Annotated in this window: 14 protein-coding genes; 9 read left to right on the top strand and 5 right to left on the bottom strand. The window is 49.6% G+C overall.

Annotated features, from left to right (window positions below; all coding sequences use genetic code 11):
- Window positions 1–34: 34 nt before the first annotated feature.
- The 4 genes from HMPREF2955_RS13905 to HMPREF2955_RS13890 form a co-directional block, all read right to left on the bottom strand.
- Complete coding sequence (locus HMPREF2955_RS13905; RefSeq protein WP_139145574.1) at window positions 35–943, bottom strand: alpha/beta hydrolase; 909 nt, start codon at window positions 941–943, stop codon at window positions 35–37.
- A 261-nt stretch (window positions 944–1,204) separates the two neighbouring features.
- The gene (locus tag HMPREF2955_RS13900; protein WP_070724007.1) at window positions 1,205–2,707 is read right to left on the bottom strand and encodes a phytoene desaturase family protein; all 1,503 of its coding nucleotides are present in this window, start codon (window positions 2,705–2,707) and stop codon (window positions 1,205–1,207) included.
- Window positions 2,704–4,200 (bottom strand): phytoene desaturase family protein, encoded by a 1,497-nt coding sequence (locus HMPREF2955_RS13895; protein ID WP_070724006.1) that lies wholly within the window; start codon window positions 4,198–4,200, stop codon window positions 2,704–2,706. Before HMPREF2955_RS13895 ends, HMPREF2955_RS13900 begins: the two co-directional genes overlap by 4 nt.
- Window positions 4,201–4,288: 88 nt before the next feature.
- Window positions 4,289–5,434, bottom strand: a complete 1,146-nt coding sequence (locus HMPREF2955_RS13890) for a glycosyltransferase family 4 protein (RefSeq protein WP_070724005.1) — start codon at window positions 5,432–5,434, stop codon at window positions 4,289–4,291.
- A gap of 122 nt (window positions 5,435–5,556) precedes the next feature.
- Between HMPREF2955_RS13890 and HMPREF2955_RS13885 the strand changes: the two genes are divergently transcribed.
- The 5 genes from HMPREF2955_RS13885 (at window position 5,557) to HMPREF2955_RS13865 (ending at window position 15,677) form a co-directional block, all read left to right on the top strand.
- The gene (locus HMPREF2955_RS13885; RefSeq protein WP_070724004.1) at window positions 5,557–6,201 is read left to right on the top strand and encodes a DUF4294 domain-containing protein; all 645 of its coding nucleotides are present in this window, start codon (window positions 5,557–5,559) and stop codon (window positions 6,199–6,201) included.
- Window positions 6,202–6,421: 220 nt separating this feature from the next.
- A complete protein-coding gene (locus HMPREF2955_RS13880; RefSeq protein WP_070724003.1) occupies window positions 6,422–9,394 on the top strand; it encodes a carboxypeptidase-like regulatory domain-containing protein in 2,973 nt (990 codons plus the stop codon).
- 152 nt (window positions 9,395–9,546) lie between these two features.
- Window positions 9,547–10,884, top strand: a complete 1,338-nt coding sequence (locus tag HMPREF2955_RS13875) for a DUF4876 domain-containing protein (RefSeq protein ID WP_139145572.1) — start codon at window positions 9,547–9,549, stop codon at window positions 10,882–10,884.
- 307 nt (window positions 10,885–11,191) lie between these two features.
- Window positions 11,192–12,793: a DUF6850 family outer membrane beta-barrel protein gene (locus HMPREF2955_RS13870; RefSeq protein ID WP_070724002.1), complete on the top strand. Its 1,602-nt coding sequence runs from the start codon at window positions 11,192–11,194 to the stop codon at window positions 12,791–12,793.
- A 64-nt stretch (window positions 12,794–12,857) separates the two neighbouring features.
- Window positions 12,858–15,677, top strand: a complete 2,820-nt coding sequence (locus HMPREF2955_RS13865) for a M16 family metallopeptidase (protein WP_070724001.1) — start codon at window positions 12,858–12,860, stop codon at window positions 15,675–15,677.
- Window positions 15,678–15,960: 283 nt separating this feature from the next.
- On the opposite strand, the gene HMPREF2955_RS13860 is transcribed toward HMPREF2955_RS13865, so the two are convergent.
- A complete protein-coding gene (locus HMPREF2955_RS13860) occupies window positions 15,961–16,782 on the bottom strand; it encodes a DNA alkylation repair protein (RefSeq protein ID WP_070724022.1) in 822 nt (273 codons plus the stop codon).
- Between the two features lie 1,415 nt (window positions 16,783–18,197).
- On the opposite strand from HMPREF2955_RS13860, the gene HMPREF2955_RS13855 reads away from it, so the two are divergent.
- From HMPREF2955_RS13855 to HMPREF2955_RS13840, 4 genes are all read left to right on the top strand, one after another.
- On the top strand, window positions 18,198–18,677 hold the full coding sequence (locus tag HMPREF2955_RS13855) for a hypothetical protein (protein ID WP_070724000.1): 480 nt from the start codon (window positions 18,198–18,200) through the stop codon (window positions 18,675–18,677).
- 272 nt (window positions 18,678–18,949) lie between these two features.
- Window positions 18,950–19,213, top strand: coding sequence for a hypothetical protein (locus HMPREF2955_RS13850; protein ID WP_070723999.1), 264 nt, complete (start codon window positions 18,950–18,952; stop codon window positions 19,211–19,213).
- 3 nt (window positions 19,214–19,216) lie between these two features.
- Window positions 19,217–19,627: a protein-export chaperone SecB gene (locus HMPREF2955_RS13845; protein ID WP_070723998.1), complete on the top strand. Its 411-nt coding sequence runs from the start codon at window positions 19,217–19,219 to the stop codon at window positions 19,625–19,627.
- An 8-nt stretch (window positions 19,628–19,635) separates the two neighbouring features.
- Window positions 19,636–20,208 carry a hypothetical protein gene (locus HMPREF2955_RS13840; protein ID WP_070723997.1) on the top strand — a complete coding sequence of 191 codons (573 nt, stop codon included), beginning with the start codon at window positions 19,636–19,638 and terminating at the stop codon, window positions 20,206–20,208.
- Window positions 20,209–20,422 lie beyond the last annotated feature (214 nt).

The following is a 20,422-nucleotide window of genomic DNA, read 5'->3' as shown; positions in this document are numbered from 1 at the left end:
CTCTCCCCTTGGAGAGGGGCTGGGGGTGAGGCCGCTATATATGTCGTTTTTCCCCCTTGGCGTTGTTCCTAGCTAAGGGCAGGGCTGTTGTTTTAAGCCACTGCACAAAGGCCTCTCGCCATTGCCTACTTTCCTTCGAGCCCTTCACATCGCTTGCTCCAAAGCCGTGACCACCTGTGGCATAACGCACGAATTTGTGAGGAATGCCTTTTGAAGTGAGGGCAGAGTCGAGCAGCAAGCTGTTGCCTGGATGCACAACGGGGTCGTCATCGCAGTGCACAAGGAACACAGGCGGACAGTCGAAAGGTATTTTTCGCTCCACCGAGAGCGAGTCTTTCAGCCTATTGTTGGTCTTTTTCCATTCGCCCAAGATACCCTTTCGCGAACGGCGATGCACATAACGCTCGTCGGCAAGCGTAACAACGGGGTAGAGTGCGGCCACAAAGTCGGGGCGAACACTCACCTTCGGCTTGATGCCTAGCGGTGCAAGATAGTTGGTTGTGGCAAAGGCGGCCGAGGCCACAGCCAGGTGTCCGCCTGCCGAAAAGCCCATAACGCCCACCTCCGTGGGACAGATGCCCCATCCTGATGCCCCTTCGCGCACCAGTTGCACACTGCGTTGCACATCGCGTAGCATGTCGGGCTGTTGCCGTCCGCGAATAAGCAGGCGGTAATGGGTGATAAAAGCCAGCACGCCTGCCACGCGATAGCGGAGCACAAAGGCGGCAATGCCCTGACTGTTGAGCCATCGCGCCACACCATCGCCCTCTGTTCGGGTGTCTAGCCAATGGTAACTGCCGCCAGGACATACAATAACGGCAGGGCAATTGCGCCCTGCACCTTGCGGAATATAAGGCGTAAGGGTTACGCTGGCAGCACGTTCGGGCGTGCCTTGCCATATTTTTAAGGGCTTATGCTGTTGGGCATGGCCTAGGTTGGCCATCAAAGCCAGCAGCATGATAAGTACTGTTCTCATGTTCTTCTTTAATATTGTTGGTTGTGCTGCCTTTAACCCCAATCGGTCGTTAGACCGCTTACCTATTATTTTAGGTTGTTTCCATCGCTTCCTGTTCATCTTTCGTTTGCTTGTCGGCATCTTGCCTGTCTTATTCTCTCGACGTAGCCCGCTACGCCTTCAAGAACAAGACAGCCAATATGCTCAACAATACACAAAATCTGCACAGGCTCTAACGACCGATTTGGGTTAAATGTTTTGCAGCTTTTCTATTATCTTGTTTCTACCCACTAAGGCCTCTGCCGTGGTGATGGCCGACAGCGGAACGCCGCAAATACCGTGCAAACCCACACATTGGCCCGTAAGAAAAAGGTTACTTACCTTCGTTGCCACAGGCACTTGCGTGGCCAAGGGGTTGTGGCAGTCTTTGGCAAAGCCGTATATGGCACCCACAGGCGCGTGGTAATAGTCGCGCACGGTTAGCGGCGAGGCACTCCACAGGCGCTTAACACATTGTGCAAAGCCCGGCCTAACCTCCTCCATGCGTTGCAAGATGCGCTGCTGGTGCCACGCTTTCCACGCCTCGTAGGCCTTTCCTCGCCTACCCGTAAGCGTATCTTGCCATTGTTCCACCGCCGAGAAAGGCATTACGCAGTTAATGATGAGGTGCGTAGCCCATTTGTTTCCTTCGGCCGAGGGCGGCGTCATGTACATCATTCCGTAAGGCCACTGCTCGCGGTCGTAATGGCCCAAGTGCCACACGTGGTGGTAATCGTGTTGGTAATAACAGGTGTGGTTGATGTAAGGAAAGGTCTGTGGTTTCAGTTCTACAAAAAGACTGAATATCGAATAGGTGTTGTCGATGGCGTTCAAGCGCTTGGTGTAGGCAGGGGTAAACGCGCCCTTGTCTACGATGCGTAGCGTTTCGACCATGTGTGTGGCCGCTATATAATAAGGAGCGGCGAAGGTTCGCCCGTCTTTGGTTTGCACGGCGGTTGCCGTTCGGTTGTCTACGGCAATGCGAACCACCTCTGCATCGGACACCACTTGCCCCCCGGCATCTTCTATAACCTCGGTCAAAGCCGTGGCCAACTGCTGCGAACCACCCACAAAGCGGTCGGTGCCCTCGATGTATAGCACGCTGATAAGGGCGTGAACGTAGGCCGGAGTTTTACCCGAAACACCTCCATACATGGGATTCATATAGGCCAACACATCGCAAAGCCGCTCATCGTGGATGTAATGGGCGATAAACTTGTCGGCCGACCACAGAAAACGCTCGCTATGTTGCGGAATGCTGTCGCCCGTTGGGCGCAGATTAAAGAGGTCTATCTCGTTGGCCAGCTGGTAAAGGGCAGCCACATAGCGTTGCAACTGCGTGCGCTGGTGTGGAAAATGCTTGGCGAAACTCTCCACAAAACCTTCTTTTCCCTCGGCCACACGATAAGTGGTGTTGGTGGCGGCGTAATAAATCTCGTCCATGCAAAGCTTGTCTACGGGTAGCAGACGAAGTTTTTGCACGATGCCTAGGTGCTGGCAAATGCGGTGGAGCGTTTGTCCTGGCCTAAATCCGCCCAATATGTGCATGCCCGTATCGAAGTGTATGCCATGTCGGGAGAAGTTTTGCAGCCCTCCGCCCACGATGTGGTTCTTCTCCAACACCGTTACTTGCCAGCCTTCTTTGGCCAAAAGCGCACCGGTGGTAAGGCCACCTAGTCCGCCGCCTATAATGATAATGTGGTTGTTGTTCATAATTTTAGTTTCTCTCCCAGCACTTCGCCGCAAGTTACCAGCGTACCAACCAACGTGCCCAGCATGCCATGTGAGTTTACGTTTTGACCTGCAAAGAACAGGTTGGGTATGCGTGTGCGACTTGGAACGTGACAAGCCGAACCCAACCTAACATCTTTGGCCACGCCATACATGCTGCCTTGCAAGGTAGAAGTATATTGTTCGTAGGTGAGGGGGGTAGAAGTGAAGTAGCAGTCTATGGCCTGCCGTAAGCCTGGCGCATGCCTTTCAACGGCGTTGATAAGCCTTTCGGCCCTGTCGCGTTTAAAGTCTTCGTACGCCTCGCCGCGGTGCATGATGCGCGTGTTGGCCCATTGTTCCACTTCTTCGTAACGCATGTAGCTCATTATCTCGCCGCAAGTGGCCCACTGCTGGTGTGTGTTGGGCGGCTGTTCGTCGGCAGCAAGCGCATCGCTAAGGTGTACATATAGGAAACCGCAAGGCCAGTTGTCGGCCGTGTATTGTTCGCATTGCCAAGGCGTATCGGCGGCATAGCCATACAAGTTGTGGTTGCGATAGGGCACCGTTTGCGGCTTAAACTTGATGTAAACGGTAAATACGCCCTTGGTGTTGGGCAGGTTCAGCATGCGCTGACGAAAGGCGGGACGGATAAGGTTGGTATCGTTCAGCATCTGCATCACCAGTGTTGGGTGTATGGCGGCTATCACAAGGTCGGCCTCAAAGTGTTCGCCGTCGGCCGTTGTTACGCCCGTTGCTTTGCTGCTGTTGCAAGTTATGCGTTCAACGCGCTTGCGCGTGAGCACCCTTCCGCCCCTTCGCACAATGCCTTCGATAAGTCGTTTGGCAATGATGTCGCTTCCACCAGCTAGGCGAAACGCGCTTTGGTTGTAGAAATTGGTGATGAACGCGTGGGTAGAGAAAGGCGTTTGTCCGCGTTCGCCGGCATAGAGCGGCAAATTTCCAACCAACACGTTGCGCAAAAGGGCATCGTTTGTAAACCCATTTATCACCTCGTCTACGGCGCGCATTTGGTATTCGGTTTTCAAGTGCATTTGTTCGGGCGTTGGCCGATGCCCGCTTATGGGCGACGTCTGCGCCAATCGTTCCACCAAATTGAGGTAGCGGTGCAGCCCATCCCGTTCTTTGGGGAAGTGCGTGGCAAGCGTTTCTACAAAAGCCTCGTGGCCATTGGCAAAGGCAAACCTGCCTTGCGGCATCGAAATGACATCGTAACCCGTTGTGTCTAGTCGGCTAAGCGGCAGGTTTTCGAGTTCAAGATAGCGCAAAAGGGGGTACAAAGTCTGTCCCTCTTCCGCACTTCCGATGAAGTGCATGCCCGTTTCGAACTTCGCGCCTTTGCGCACGAAACTCTGCAAACAGCCGCCAGCTTGCGTTTCTTGTTCAAGTACGGTTACTTCATAGCCGTTTCGTGCGAGGATGTGTCCGCACGAAAGGCCGCCAAGTCCGCTACCAATGATGATGCACTTTTTCATTTATTGTTGGTGGTTGGGCATGTATCGACGCCCGTTTTCTATGGATGTTAGCTTTTCTAGGCTTGCTGTGGCTGTTGGCTTTCTGGGCTTACTTATTCTCAAACAGGCACTGCGCCACCTGCTGCGCCACGTTCTTGTTTTCAAATCTTTGCACGTATTCCATGCTCCGACTGATAGATTCGTCGCGCCCTGCTTGCCCTTTCAGCCTTGCATTGATGGCTTGTGCCAGGCCCTTATGGTCGTTTGGGGCAACATACAGGCTATGTGGGCCGCCCGCCTCTTCAAGACACGACCCCGTACAAGCTACCACGGGCAGTGCGCTTTGTATGGCCTCGATGATGGGAATGCCAAAGCCTTCGTAGCGCGAGGGATAGGCAAACACTTCGGCCTGTTGGTAGATGGCCGGCAAGTCGTCGTTGGGAACATTGTGCAAGAAATGCACACGCGCCGACAAACCATTGTGCGCCGCCCACGATTTCACCTTATTGATATAAGGCGTGGGGCGGCCCAGCACCACCAAATGCACTTCCCTGTCCACGTTCTTCATGGCCTTGACCGCAAGCAGCACGTTTTTTCGCGCCTCAATGGTGCCCACATTCAGCACAAAACGCGATGGCAGTGCATAGCGTTGGCGCACTTCGTTCAGCTTTTCGGGCGTTGCTCGCTCGCGAAAACGCGTGTCGCAACTTTGATAAATCACGCTGATGCGCTCTTCGGGATAGTGGCCATACTTCATGATGTCGCGCTTGGTGCATTCGCTAATGGCGATAATGCGGTTGGCCTCTTTCAGCGTTTGATGGAACTTCCAACGGTAAATCAGTGCGTCCCACCAATGGTAGAACTCAGGATGGCGCATGAAGATAAGGTCGTGAATGGTTACAACGGTGTCAATGCCTGCGCGTTTAACGCCTTTGGGCAGTTCGCCCGAGAGGCCATGAAACACCTCTACGCCATCGCGCAACAGGTCTTTCACCACGCCGCTACTTCTCCACGCTGCCTTTTTCAGCGCGTTTTTCGCGTTCTTGGGGTACACCATGCGCAGGTTCGGCGCACTTTTCACCTGTCGGGCCAAGTCTTCTCGGCCCGCATCGGGTGCATAAAGCAGCAGTTGTGCGTTAGGGTAAAGGTCCGAAAGGTCGTTAACTAGGTTTCTTCCATACGCTCCCAAGCCCGTTCCGTTCCGCACTATGCGTTTGGCATCAAAGCCCACGATAATGTTCTTGTCTTCGTTCATCAGGCACAAACTTACACAAAAAATGCGTAAATCAAGGCAAAATCTGAAAATAAGATGTGTTGTTGGCATATATTTAAGCAGAAAATACTTATTTTTGTACTTGCACATAAATCGTAAAAGAAATGAAACGCTTTTGTATGGCTATGCTTTTTGTGTTGTTTTTTGTCGCCTACTCGTGGGCGCAAAAGGACGGTCAGCTCCGTGTAAACCCCGAAGAGAAGGAGGTAGACATGGATAATCCCACCTTTGTGCCGATGGTAAAGGTGGGTAGGGTCCTGGATAAGGGCGACAGCATACAATATGTGGAGCTGAACAAGATATACGTTTACCCGCCGCTGACGTTTGAAGACGAACGCCAACGAATGGAGTACAACCGCCTTGTGTATAACGTAAAGAAGGTGTTGCCCATTGCCAAAGAGGTGAACAAGATTATTATCGAGACCTACGAATACTTACAAACGCTGCCTGACAAGAAGGCGCGCGACGAACACATGAAACGTGTTGAGGCCGACATCAAACGCGAATACACGCCGCGAATGAAGAAACTAACCTACGCGCAGGGCAAGTTGCTCATCAAGTTGGTGTATCGCGAAACCAGTTCTTCTTCGTATCAGCTTATCCAAGCTTTTCTTGGACCCATCCGCGCAGGCTTTTATCAGGCCTTTGCCTGGTTTTTCGGGGCTAGTCTTAAAAAGGAATATCAGCCTAATGGCGTGGATAGACTAACCGAAAGGGTGGTGTTGCAGGTGGAGGCCGGGCAGTTGTAGGGGATGGGAGTGCCTGGTTAATCAGGCTGGTCAGGCTAATCAGACTAATCAGACTGGTCAGACAAGTCCGACTGGTCCGACAAGTCCGACAAGTCTGATTGGTCCGACTGCTCCAACAACCCCCATTTATCCCCTTTTTTAGGTATTGTCCGCTTTCCATATAATAGCTATCTTTGCAAAGCATTGCTGTACATCGGCATTAACTAACCTTTAAATGCGAATGTTCAAAATTTGTTTTGCAATCCTCTTGTTTGTCGTGGGCGCGGTCTCAACGGTCAAAGCGCAGGGCGTTTTGCTGAACGGCACCGTCAAAAGCAAAGGCGATGGGCAGCCAATAGAGTATGCCACCGTTACGTTAAAAGAGTGCGAGCTGTGGGCTATCACCGACAATAAGGGGCGTTTCGCCATTAAAAACGTGCCATCGGGCAATGTAACGCTCACCGTGCGTTGCTTAGGCTTTGCCACGTTTACCACGAAGGTGAACGTAAGGGCGGGCATGCCGCATGTAGAAATCGGCCTAAACGACGACAACCTGAAACTGAACGAGGTGGAAGTGGTGGCCAAACGCAAGGGCGATGCCACAACAACAAGCTACACCATCGACCGCTTGGCACTTGATAACCGACAAGCCTTGAACCTTGGCGACATCATGAGCCTTCTTCCTGGCGGCAAAACATGGAACAGTTCGTTGCTGCGCAACACCCGCATTGCCCTTCGCAGCAGCAGCGGAGAAATGGGTAACGCCTCGTTTGGTACGGCCATCGAGGTGGATGGCGTGCGATTGGACAACAACGCCACGCCTGGCGAAACACTCGGAGCAGGTACGCGTACCCTTAGCACAGCCAACATCGAGAGCGTTGAGGTGGTTACGGGGGTGCCGTCGGTGGAATATGGCGACCTAAGCAACGGCATTGTGAAGGTGAACACACGCAGCGGAAAGTCGCCTTTCATCGTGGAGGCCAAGCTAAACCAAAACACCCGCCAGCTGGCACTAAGCAAAGGCGTTGACCTTGGCGGCAAAATGGGACTGTTTAACTTCTCAATGGAACACGCGCGCACGTTCGGCGACATCACTTCGCCCTTCACTGCCTACCAACGCAACGTGCTTTCGGCCCATTATATGAACGTGCTGATGCGCCAAAGCATGCCCCTAACGCTGAAACTTGGACTTACGGGCAATGTGGGCGGATATAATTCGAAGGCCGATCCCGATGGCGAACTAGACAGTTATAAGAAAGAACGCGACAACAGGCTTACCGCAAACCTCTCAGCCGAGTGGCTACTCAACCGCAAATGGCTCACCAGCGTGGTACTGAAATCGTCGCTTTCGTATGCCGATCAGCTATACGAGAATTACAGCCACACAAGTTCAGCCACTACACTTCCCTACATCCACACCATGAAAGAGGGCTATTTCGTGGCCTACGACTATGACAAACACCCCTCGGCGGACATCATTCTGGGGCCTACGGGCTATTGGTATGTACGCAGTTTCAACGATAGCAGACCCCTAAGTTACGCCTTTAAGTTGAAGGCCGATTGGGTAAAGCGGTTCGCGCGCATATATAATAAGGTGTCGGTTGGGGCAGATTACACTGGCAGTCGCAACCTCGGCCGCGGCACTTACTACGAGGAGGCGCGCCTAACACCCACATGGCGACCCTACCGTTACCACGAATTGCCCACACTGAACAACCTTGCCATATATGCCGAAGAACGCCTAAATATGCCAACGGGCAAGCTTTCGAACATGGAACTGACCGTGGGCGTCCGCAACGACATCAGCCATATCGTTGGTTCGGCCTACGGAACGGCGTCAACCCTCTCGCCACGCGCCAACCTTCGTTATGTGTTTTGGCATGGCAGGGATGCCTGGGTGCGAAATCTTTCGGCACATATAGGTTGGGGAAAATCGGTTAAACTGCCCTCGTTTCAAGTGCTTTATCCCCGCACCAGCTACATAGACCGACTGGCATTTACGCCTGGTAGCACGGCCGACAACAAGGCTTACTATGCCTATCACACCTTTCCGTCGCAGGCGGTGTACAATCCACAACTGCAATGGCAGTACACCAACCAGCTTGACCTTGGCTTACAGGCGAACATTGGGCACACGCGCGTTAATGTTTCAGCCTTTTATCACAAAACGTTTAACCCATATACGGCCGTAGTGGTGTACAAACCCTACACCTATAAGTACACTTCGCAAGCTGCATTAGAGCATTGTCCCATCCCATCGGCCAACCGCGAATACCACATCGACCAACAAACAGGCATCGTAACCGTGAACGACATCATGGGTGCCAACGCCCCAATACAGCTGCCTTACAAGGAAAGGGAAGGCTATCTGAGCAACCGCAAGTACGTAAATGGGTCGCCCACCGAACGTTTCGGCATAGAGTGGATTGTGGATTTCGCCCCAATCAAGGCACTGCGCACTTCACTTAGGCTCGATGGAAACTACTATTACTACAAGGGATTAGACGATTTGCTCTTCGCTGCGTTGCCTTCGGAGGCTGGCACGCTCAATGCCCAAGGCAAGCCTTACACCTATATTGGCCATTATCGCGGCAGCGGAACAACCTCTACCGACAATACGGCGTCGCCCTCGGTAAGCAACGGTTCGCTCACGCACGAGTCCAATCTCAACATTACCCTCACAACCCACGTGCCGCGCATACGTATCATCATGTCGCTACGCGTTGAGTGTTCGCTCTATCAATACAACCGTCCGCTAAGCGAATTGCCGAACGGAACGCGCGGATATGCTGTGGAAAAGGGCGACGATTTCTTTGGAAAGCCCTACACGCGGGATGTTCGCGACAAGCATATGGTGGTTTATCCCGAATATTACAGCACATGGGAAGAACCCGATAAGCTTATCCCTTTCGCCGAAAAGTTTGCTTGGGCCAAAGACAACGACCCCGCTTTGTTCAACGATTTGGCTAAGCTGGTGAAACGAACCAACTATGCCTTCGTGATGAATCCCGAACGCCTGTCGGCCTATTACTCGGCCAACTTCAGCGTAACCAAGGAGATTGGCGACCGCGTACAAGTGATGTTCTATGCCAATAACTTCTGGAACACCATGAGTAAGGTGCGTTCTACACGCACAGGACAAAAAACTTCGCTCTATGGCAGCTCGTATGTGCCCGCCTTTTACTATGGGTTGGGGCTGAAGATAAAGATATGACGCCAGTTGTTGGGGGGAGTTAAGCCAAATGTATTGTTGCAGCGTGGCAAACGTTCTTGTAAACTCGTAAGTTCATAAACAAAAGAACTCCTAAACAAAATAATTCATATCCTCATAAACTAAAAAACTCATTAACTAATAAATAAGCAATTATGTATCGCAAAACAATTTTTATCAATTCGTTCTTGGCGGCGTTTTTTGCGTTGCTGGTTTTGTCGTGCAGTAGCAACGACGACACAAATACCGTACAAACCTGCAAGGTTAGCGTAACTTTGCAGTATCCCGAAAACAGCATTCAGCCCTACGAAGGCGCAAAAGTTGAACTAGTTGACGCACGCGCATCGGTGTTCGTAGCCACAACCAACGCTAAGGGCGTGGCCGAGTTCAACGTGCCAGCAGGTATATACGATGTTCGGAGTAGTGCAACACGCGGCGATGGAATATGGAAACTCAACCTTAATGGCAATAAAAGTAAGGTAGTTGTATCGCCACCCACTACGGAAATAAAGCTTGAAATGAAACTCTCAAAAGCTGCCCAGATTATCATTAAAGAACTTTACAATGGTGGTTGCCAACCTGATAAAGGTGACCTTTTTTTCCAGATGGACAAGGGGTTTATTCTCTATAACAATGGTGGCGAGGTGGCCGTAATCAATAATTTGGCCGTTGGTATAGTGGATCCCTACAACGCGCAAGCACCAAGCAAATGGCTAAAAAACGGCAAGTTGGTATATGATGGACAAGGTTACATCCCTGGTATTCATGGCATTTGGTATTTCCAAGGACCACTTGTGATGCAGCCTTACTCGCAAATCGTGGTGAATGTTAATGGCGCTATCGATAACACTAAGGCTTTTTCTAACTCCGTTAACTATGCAAACAAAGACTATTATGCCATGTACGACCCCGAATCGGGATACGACAACAAACGCTATTATCCCTCTCCATCAGAGCTCATCCCCACATCCCACTATCTGAAAGCCGTCGAATACGGACAAGGTAATGGCTGGACACTTAGCGTAACGTCACCTGCCATGTTCATTTTCCAGACCAAAGGCGTTACGCCACGCAACTATGCCACCAACGTCTCGAACATTATCTATGCCCCAGGGGCTGCTGTCGATAAGGTGAACGCCAACTTAAAGATACCTAACGAGTGGGTTATCGATGGCATTGAAGTGTTTAGCTCTGCATATACCAACAAGAGTGCCAAGCGCCTACCTGCCGAAATAGACGGCGGAAGCGTACTCCTTACCTACCAATTGGGCCACACGCTCTACCGAAACGTGGACAAAGAAGAGACCGAAAAACTGCCTGAGAACAAGGGAAAGCTGGTGTATGGCTACACGATGGGCGTGTCTACGGGCGACCCAAGCGGCATCGATGCCGAGGCTTCGATAAAGAATGGCGCACATATTATATATATGGACACCAACAACTCTACCAACGACTTCCACGAAAGGAAGGCCTTCTCCATTAAAGGGAAATAAGTTGACGAGTTGGAAAATTAACGAGTTAACAAATTAACAAGATGAAAACGCTCTGCCACGTGCGTGGCTTGGCTTAACAAAAAAGGGCTTTGGGGGCTGTTTTCTAGGAAAGCTAGGCGTTCTGGAACAACCAGAATGCCTAGAATTCCTAGGGCAACTAGAATAACTAGAAGCCCTAGGATAACAAGAATATCTAGAATCCCTAGGATAATATGAATAACTGGGATGCCTAAAATTATTAGAACCCCAGCCCCTTTCCCCCTTTAATCCTTACCTCTTTAAACCCATTAACCCCTCCATTCGCCCTGTGTTATCACTCCTTTTACTTGCCCTTCCCCTGGCATCGCCCAATGTTGAGGCCGACCAACAGCTTGTGTTTCGCGACTTCAACTACGTGAAACAGGCCAACCCTTGGCTCACTTCGCCCAATGCCGCAGCACTAACACGCTACAATCAGCGCAATATCTCGGTGGCCGAAGTAAGGGGCAGCGTGGCCAAAGGCCACCTTGTGGACTACTCCCAGTCCTCCAACGTGGTGCAAGCAGGCACTATGGTCGAGTCGTTTTTCCGTATTAACCCACGCACCGTGGTTTACGGGCGAATGGATTACGACAACTTCGCGGGCAAAAACATGTTGGGTTCGGTGTTCATCAACCCCGAACGCAAACCCTTCGACCTATCCGAAGACTCGCTAACCAATCCTGGTAACAAGCATCGCGACACCTATAACCTCGTAGGAGCCGTGGGTATAGACCTCTGGCGAGGCTTAGCCGTGGGCGCAAAGGTAGATTATACCGCCGCCAATTACGCCAAATACAAAGACCTTCGCCACCGAAACAGCCTGATGCAACTCAACCTTTCGCTCGGCATCGCCGCCCCGATAGGCACTAATTGGGTACTGGGCGCCAACTACATCTACGGCCGAAGTACCGAAAGCCTACGCTTTGTAACCTACGGAAAAACCGAAAAGGTGTATAAAACACTTGTAGACTATGGCGCATTTACGGGCGAAGTGGAACAGTTTGGCAACAAAGGCTACACCGACGACTCGCGCGAACAGCCCCTACTTGACGAACAAAACGGGCTTGCCTTGCAGGCAGAAAGCAATTTGGGGCGTGGGTTCTCGCTCTTTCTTGGTGCGCAGATGGTGCACCGAAACGGATTTTACGGGCGCAACTCGCCTTATTCTATCGTGCATTTCAAACATCAGGGCGACAACTATGCGCTGCAATTGGTGCTGAATAAATACCGCACGTATAGTCAACAACAGCTTTCGCTGTCGTATACCAACGAACAGCTGACCAACCATAAAACCACTTATCGCGAGAACCAAACAGAAACAGGCAGTTCGTTTTACGAATATTTCGACCCCATAAAAACATCCAACAAACGTTGGAGCAGCCTGAAACTGGCCTATACAGCATGGTTAAGGCTGTTTGGCGGCATCGCGCATTGGACCATCTCGGCCGCCTTGCAAGCCGACAGCCGCCAAATCTCGGCCTATCTCTACCCCTACGTTCAGCGACAACAGCTGCATACCAACCTGCTTTCGCTGCTCGTCACTCGCAATATCTCCCTTAGTCGCCGCGCCATGCTATCCCTTACAGGTGGACTTTCTCACCAATGGGGCAGCGGCGAGCCAGGCCAAACAGTCACATTGGCAACACCTAGCGACAAACAATCGCCCCCAACGCTGATGCAAGCCTATCTCTACCGCCATCATCACCTGCTAACCGCACCACAATGGGGCTTGCATCTGGCCGCCAAATACGCCTTTGGCCTACGCCATTTGCCCTTTCCCCTCTACGTTCGCGCCCAAACCACGTGGCACCGAACCGCCAAGCCTTCGCCTTGGATTGACAACCAACACCGCACCGAGGCCACTTTGGCCATAGGCTGCACGTTTTAAGGCGGGTTCTAAAAAATGCCTTCATACATCGGCGTATGTTTAAAACAGCAAAACATTATCCAATATGCAAACAAGATTTCTAAGGCAAGTAAGCCTTTTATTACTCTTTCTGCCAACTCTTTTGTTGGCGCAGCCCCTCAAAAACGATGCTACCTACCGCACGGGTAAGCTTAAAAATGGCCTAACATACTTTGTTCGCCACAACGCCAAAGAGCCAGGCGTGGCCGATTTCTACATCGCACAGCGCGTGGGCAGCATCCTCGAAGAGCCACGCCAGCGCGGATTGGCCCACTTCTTAGAGCACATGGCCTTCAACGGAACCAAGCATTTCCGCAACGATGGCACTTCTCCGGGCATCGTTCCGTGGTGCGAAACCATCGGCGTGAAGTTTGGAACCAACCTCAATGCCTACACCAGCATCGACGAAACGGTGTACAACATCTCGCAAGTGCCGCTGAAACGTTCGTCCGTGGTCGACTCGGTGCTGCTCATCCTCCACGATTGGAGCCACTACTTGCTGCTGCAAGATAAGGAGATAGACAAAGAACGCGGCGTGATACACGAGGAATGGCGCACGCGCAGGGCAAGAATGGCCGCACAACGCATGTACGAAAAGCTGCAACCCACCATCTTTAAGGGCTCTAAATACGAAGACTGCATGCCCATTGGCTCGATGGACATCGTTGACAACTTTCCCTATCAAGACCTCAAAGACTATTACAACAAGTGGTATCGCCCCGACTTGCAAGCCATCGTGGTGGTGGGCGACATCGACGTAAACGCTATCGAGGCCAAAATTAAGCAGCTGTTCTCTACCATTCCCATACCCAAAAATCCCGCCAAGCGCACCTATTACCCCGTGCCCGACAACAAACGCATGATTGTGGCCGTAGAAAAAGATAGCGAACAGCCCATTGTTCTGGTGGGTCTTCACATGAAACATCCCGCCACACCCTTTGCACAGAAAGGCCAAACCGCCTATGTGCGCGACGGATACATAGAAAACCTCATTACAGCCATGCTTAGCGAGCGGCTTACCGCCCTCAAACAGATCAATCCTTCGCCCGTGCTCAGTGCCTCGGCACGTACGGGTAGCTTTCTCGTTGCCCAGACAAAAGAGGCTTTCAGCCTGTCGTTTGGCTGTAAAGAAGACAACATACGCGGTTCGTTCCATGCCGTTATCGGCGAAACCGAACGCGCACGCCGCTTTGGCTTTACCGCAACCGAACTGCAACGCGCCAAAGCCGATGCGCTGCAACGTGCCCAAACGCGCTTTGACGAACGCAACGAACGTCGCAATCGCACGTTGGCGATGCAGGCCGTGCGCCATTTTCTCTCGGCCGAACCCCTGCTAACGCCCGAAGAAAGGCTTGCCCTTACCAAGCGTTTCGATGCCGAAGTGTCGCTCAAAGAGGTGAACGAGGCCGCCCGAAAGCTCATTTCTAACCAAAATCAAGTGCTAACGGTGATTGCTCCGCAAAAGGCAGGCTTTACATTGCCCAGCAATCAAGAACTAGAACAATACGTTTTGCAGGCCCAAGCCGATAATAGCTACCAGCCATACAAGGAAGAGCCCCTGCCCACAACCCTCATCGAGCATGCCCCAAAGGCCGGAACGATTGTGAGCGAGCAGCCTTACGGACACTTCGGTGTTACAAAGCTTGTGCTCAGCAACGGCATCGAGGTGTATGTTAAGCCCACCAACTTCGCCGCCGACCAAATAACCATGCGTCTTTGGGGCGAAGGCGGACTCTCGCTTTGTCCCGAAACCGATGCCCCCAACTTCTCTTTCCTGCCCAATGCCATCGTTGATGGCGGTGTGGGCGCATTCTCGGCCGACCGCTTAGACAAGATGCTGGCAGGCAAACATGTGCGTGTTTCGCCCTATGTTGGTCAAGAAACGCAGGGCATCAGCGGACAATCTAACCGCAAAGACCTAGCCACGATGTTCCAATTGGCTTATCTTTACTTCACCGCTCCGCGAACAGACACCACCGCTTTTGCCACCAGCATCGACCGCAGGCGGGCCATGTTGAGGAACAGAAACGCCAATCCGCAGGTAGAATACAACGACTCGCTCTCGCTCATTGCCTATGGTCACAACGAACGCACCGCCCCAATGACCCTCGAACGCCTCAACAAGGTGAACTATCAGCGCATTATGCAACTCTATCGCGAACGCTTTGCCGATGCCACGGGCTTTAAGATGTTGCTTGTGGGCAACGTAAACATCGACTCTCTTCGCCCACTTCTCTGCCAATATGTGGCCTCGTTGCCCGCAGCAGGGCGCAAAGAGAGCTTTGCCAACAACTTTCCGCAGGTGCGCAACGTAAACGAAACGCATGTCTTCACCAAGAAGATGAACACGCCATCGGCACTTGTCACCATCATTTACACCTTCAACTTGCCCTATACGCCCAAGTCTAACTTGGCTCTCGATGCCCTTCGTCGCGTGCTTACCATCGCTTTTACCGACAGCATTCGCGAAGAGAAGGGCGGTGCCTATGGCGTGGGTGTGCAAGGCGAACTCGACTGCAACAGTAGTCCTAACTCGTTGTTGAAGATTGGTTTCCGAACTGGTCCTGAAAAGTACGCCGCACTGATGCCCATCGTATATCGTCAGTTGGCACACGTGGCGCAAGGGCGCATCAATCCCGAAAGTATTCGCAAGATTAAGGCTTACTTAAAGAAGGCTCACCAACAAGAAACGCTTGTCAACGACTATTGGAACAGCATTGTGTACCAACACCTGCGCTACGGCATTGACCTGCACACAGATTACGAGGCGTTGGTAGACCAACTTTCGGCTGCCGACATACAGCAGGTGGCACAAGCCATTATCAAAAGTAACCGAAGGATTGAGATTACAATGAAGTCGGAGTAAGGGAAAGGCAACAAAGGCCTCACCCACAGCCTCTCTCAGCCCCCCCCCAGCCCCTCTCCAAGGGGAGAGGGGAGTGGTATGCCTTGTTTATTACACCCCTATTAACGGGTCAATGGGTTAACTTGTTAACTCGTTGACCCGTTTAATTTGCCAACTAGCCAACCCCTAGGTTTGTTAACTCGTCAATCAATAGGCCGATTTCCAACTCGTTAACTTATTATTTCTGTTCGCTAAAAGTTTAGAAACAGCAAGAATGGTCTTCAGGTAGCCGAAAAAAGGGAAATTACTTACCCTTTATGGTGCGCGTGGCTTTCTTGATGATGTATTGTGTTTCTTTTATTGGGCTTTCCTTTTCCCAACGCTCACACACAGCCGCAACAAAGTCGGGACGGCTCTTGCTCGCATCGTTTAGCCAGTTTCCCACACTGTCCTGCACATATCTAGAAGGGTCGGCCCTTAGTTTTTCCAAAACGGGCAAGTATATTTCAGGAGTTTCTTTCAAGGCCTCTATATGCGTGCACCAAACACCACGCGGGCGTAGTGCTTCACAACTGAAACGCCGTATGTTGGGATTGTCACTCTCTGCCCATTGTTCCATCAGCGGAATACAGATGTTCAGGTTATCACTCATCTCTGGTCTTAATGCCATCCAAACCACTTCACGAACACCAAAATGATGGTCGGCCACCAATGGTTTCAGCAAACTAAGTTTGTCAACCAGGGGGATGGCGGAATTTAAGGCCACAAAATAGCAGGCATAGCAGCGCACCGAGTCGGACAAGTGTGTACTTAATTCTTGGAAGAGCGTTGCATACTGAGATGTATTCGCATACTTTGCATGCAAAAGCGAACCAACCACTTTAATCACATTCATCGTTGAAGGTTTCTTTTGGCGACCAATTTCGTCAACCACTTCATTTATCATTGTGGCATCAACGCCCATTTCGGGAAACACACGCTTTACCATCTGCGAATGGTCTACGGCCAACCATTCGGTTAGATTTACCGTTGGTATCTTGCCGGCATTAAGTAGTGCGAGCACATCATGGGGAATTTCGCTAACCTTTTGTGCTCCTTTTCTTGCTAGTATTTCTTGAATGTTCATGTTGTTGATAATGGGGCGACATCGAAAAAGAAAGGGATAATTGGCCTTCGGCTTACCTTTCATGCGGCATTTACCCACGTATGGCGGCAGCCAATGGCCTTATATTGATTACAGCGGTAAAGTTACTGCCTTTTCTGCAATAATCGTACACATTGCATTTATTATTCGTTGCCAACATTTGTTAGGTAGATATGGCGGCATCGGAAGTAACTTATGAACATGTAAGGCCATAAAACCCACAATCAGGCCAACCCACTAAATCATAATATCCGCTAACTAACAACCTTAAAACCCTACGTCATATTTTACAAAACGCACCCCGTTCGTCACCCCATTCTAGCGAAAACAAAGCACTAAAACCATGCAATTAACCGCTTTTTTCAGCCTCACCTCTTTTATTTTTACGCCCATTTTACGCCCACAACCTGCATTTTGCACCATTTAGCCTTTCTATTTGGCCGCCCACTCGCCATTTTTTCGCTCCCAATTACCTGCATTTAGCCACTAAAACCCCACTTTTTAACGACCATTTCGCCCTTTTTAGTCATGTGTATCATGGCACTAACAGCTTTTATTTATACAATTATTGTGAATATTTATGCCTTTTGCCTTGCGTTTAGCGGCAAAAAGTACTGCATTTTGCACCATTTTACCTTGCGTTTAGCACCAAAACGCACTGCATTTAGCACCAAAACGCACTGCGTTTAGCGGCATATTGCACTACGTTTAGCACCAAATTGCACTGCATTTAGCAGCAAATAACCCCAAAAATGGTGCAAATGGCGTTTTTATTAAATAAATATTCATCTTGCTGCATTCACATACTCCCCCCTTTTTGTACCAAAACAAACCTCCGCGAGAATCGATTATTTGCGCCTTGGTGCGCGATTGGATGAAAAAATCGCAGCCATAATGTTAAAACCTTTGCTGAAAAGTGGACAAGGGAAGATGAGTTGACGAGATCGTTAGTTAACGAGTGAGCCAGTTGATAAGTTGACAAGTTAACTAGTTAACCAGTTGACGAGGGTTTGAGAAGTGGGCGAGTGGTTAGAGAGTTGACGAGTTAACCAGTTAACGAGTTGACAAGCTAACCAGTAGCAAGTGGTCAATGCACAAGGCATATCATCCCCTCTCCCCTTGGAGAGGGGCTGGGGGTGAGGCCGGTTGGGGGTTGGTGAGGCCGGTAGTGTTGGGTTTGAGGTCTTTTGTGGCCGTTTTCACCTCTCCCTCTTTCAATACCCACATTATCCCGTATGAAAATTAACACATCAAAAGCGTAACTTTTTGAGCGTTATATTTGGTGTGTTTCTTTTTATTTTATATATTTGCAATATCTTGCCACCCTATGTATAGGCGTTTATTCACATTAACAATCAAACCATTATGAGCGTATAACATACCCCCTCTAGCAGAGGATGAACTTTAAAAACATTTATGGAGGAAGTTTATTTGGCACTATTTTATTAAGTGGCTTATGGCTCATTTCTTCCATGAAAAAACAGACGAACACAGCAATGAATCACTCAACACACATGAATCTACCGATATACACATGGCCGATACAAAGTTTGGTATATAAACTAAAACGCACGAGGGTTCTTTTCCTTGGGGCTGCAATTACTATTTCTGCCACATCTTTTGCACAAAAGCATGTGATAGAGAATGTTGCCAAAAAGGATTCGGTATGTAGGAAAGAGCAGAAAGCCTTTTCCGACACAACAGCATGCTACCTTTACTTACGTTTTCAAGGCTTTTCACCCCTCATTCTTAAACGTAAGGAACAAGAAAAGCGTTTCAATCCCAAAGCGTTAAGTTGGCCGAAATTCGACCCAGACAAAGAGAAATTCAACAACTTGCAACTTATAAACATTCTAGGCGAACACTTGTTAAGATGAAGAAGGTGCTATTCTAACTTTTAGCAAGTTAACAGGTCGACGAGTGGACAAGCTAACGAATAAATGAGTTGGCAGGAGGCGCAGCATCTTTTCACCCTTTCACTTTTTCACCTTTAAAGGGCGTAGCCATCTTTTCATCTTCTCACCTATTGTAGTATGCCAAATTTTGAAAATAAAGTGATTTAACTTTTGTTGTTTGCAATAAAAAGCCTAATTTTGCATTATAGATATTTTATATCTAACGTTTGCAACAATCATTTACAGATATAATTATGGGAGATCTTTTAGATAGCCTTAAAGATTATTTCGATAAAACACCGCAAGATGTTCTTGAGAAAGACTTTAAAGAGCTAGAATACCTTAACGAGATTGGCCCTGATGCCATCGCCTATGTCGAATATGTAAAAGGAAATTTCGACATAGAGTTGCCGTGTACTCATCTTCTTGATGGTGTGGAAGTTAGTAGAGTCGCTTATGAACCAGCCTTATCCTGTCACCATTATAAAGCAAATACGCCGTATTTCCACGCAGCATAGCCTATGCAAGAAGCAGCTTTTAAACTTGATGAATATCGTTTTACAAAGGCATCGTTAGACTTTACTTTGCCCAGCGATGCTGGGTTGATGCTTTCTTTCAATCCCCAAGGGGTCTTTAACCAAGCACAAGCACGTTACGAGTTGACATTCGACGTAATGATTACATGCAAGGAAACAGATGCTTTGGTGGTAGGCGTGTCGTGCGTAGCTTCGTTTTCTTTTGAGAACGTACATAAGCTAAGTGATATTCCAGACTATTTCTACCCCAATAGCATTGCTATCCTCTTCCCTTACATTAGGGCTTTTGTCAGCACAATGAGCTTACAGGCTAATATTCAGCCTATTTTGTTGCCAACTGTAAATCTTATTGGGCTTACCGATGATTTGAAAAACAACACAAAAGTTTCTGATTAAGTTGATGAATGAAACTTACGGACATATACCAAACACTTGAAAACAGGTGCAACGACAAGGACATTGAAGAACACGGACCTTTCTTTTGCACTATGCGCGACCAGCTTGGGAACTTAAAGGAAGGGGTTAAAGAACCGTGGCTTGGTGAAGGATACTACTTTTGGGACACGAGAATGGAGGACGCCATGTGGTGGGGCGAGCATGCTTACCCTGCAAAAGGCTACATTGTTTGCCATACACAATACGACCAACATTCGGACTTGTTGTATGATTTAGTGGGCGACTTAAAAGCATTTGACGAATTTGAGCAATGTGCTAAGCTCATTAAAGAAAAAAGGAAACTCGCAAAAGTAACGTTCCCACTTGTGTTGGCGTACCTTAAAAAGGCTGGAAAGTTCAAGTTTAAGGCCATTAGAGTATGGCCATATAACCACAAAGAAACTGCAATTGGCTTTCCTGGTGGGAAGTTAACACTGAGAAAAACAGACAAAGTTCAGATTTGTTTCTTCGACAAAACATTACTAATCAGACCTTTCCTCATTAAATATAGAGGGGTTTGTGTGCAGAACAGCACGATTTAGGCTTTCCTACTACAATCCATTTACTAGTATCTTCTGCAACATTAAAAGGCAAACGGTGCACCATTTTTAAATGGAAAGATGTGTTATCACTATTTTGTACTCCTTGTTGATGGGATATACCAAACATCCAAACTTAGAAACTCACAACGCATATACTCCCCTCTCCCCTTGGAGAGGGGTTGGGGGGTGAGGCCGGTAGGGTTGGGGGTGAGGC

Source organism: Prevotella sp. HMSC073D09, from assembly GCF_001814145.1.
GTDB lineage: Bacteria > Bacteroidota > Bacteroidia > Bacteroidales > Bacteroidaceae > Prevotella > Prevotella conceptionensis.
The sequence above is the reverse complement of the archived record's forward strand: the minus strand, read 5'-3'. Positions and strand labels throughout refer to the sequence as shown.

Bases quoted from the DNA above. Each gene is read 5' to 3' on its own strand.
- HMPREF2955_RS13905 (WP_139145574.1), bottom strand. From the start codon at position 943: ATGGCCAACCTAGGCCATGCCCAACAGCATAAGCCCTTAAAAATATGG.
- HMPREF2955_RS13900 (WP_070724007.1), bottom strand. From the start codon at position 2,707: ATGAACAACAACCACATTATCATTATAGGCGGCGGACTAGGTGGCCTT.
- HMPREF2955_RS13895 (WP_070724006.1), bottom strand. From the start codon at position 4,200: ATGAAAAAGTGCATCATCATTGGTAGCGGACTTGGCGGCCTTTCGTGC.
- HMPREF2955_RS13890 (WP_070724005.1), bottom strand. From the start codon at position 5,434: ATGAACGAAGACAAGAACATTATCGTGGGCTTTGATGCCAAACGCATA.
- HMPREF2955_RS13885 (WP_070724004.1), top strand. From the start codon at position 5,557: ATGAAACGCTTTTGTATGGCTATGCTTTTTGTGTTGTTTTTTGTCGCC.
- HMPREF2955_RS13880 (WP_070724003.1), top strand. From the start codon at position 6,422: ATGTTCAAAATTTGTTTTGCAATCCTCTTGTTTGTCGTGGGCGCGGTC.
- HMPREF2955_RS13875 (WP_139145572.1), top strand. From the start codon at position 9,547: ATGTATCGCAAAACAATTTTTATCAATTCGTTCTTGGCGGCGTTTTTT.
- HMPREF2955_RS13865 (WP_070724001.1), top strand. From the start codon at position 12,858: ATGCAAACAAGATTTCTAAGGCAAGTAAGCCTTTTATTACTCTTTCTG.
- HMPREF2955_RS13860 (WP_070724022.1), bottom strand. From the start codon at position 16,782: ATGAACATTCAAGAAATACTAGCAAGAAAAGGAGCACAAAAGGTTAGC.
- HMPREF2955_RS13855 (WP_070724000.1), top strand. From the start codon at position 18,198: ATGAACTTTAAAAACATTTATGGAGGAAGTTTATTTGGCACTATTTTA.
- HMPREF2955_RS13850 (WP_070723999.1), top strand. From the start codon at position 18,950: ATGGGAGATCTTTTAGATAGCCTTAAAGATTATTTCGATAAAACACCG.
- HMPREF2955_RS13845 (WP_070723998.1), top strand. From the start codon at position 19,217: ATGCAAGAAGCAGCTTTTAAACTTGATGAATATCGTTTTACAAAGGCA.
- HMPREF2955_RS13840 (WP_070723997.1), top strand. From the start codon at position 19,636: ATGAAACTTACGGACATATACCAAACACTTGAAAACAGGTGCAACGAC.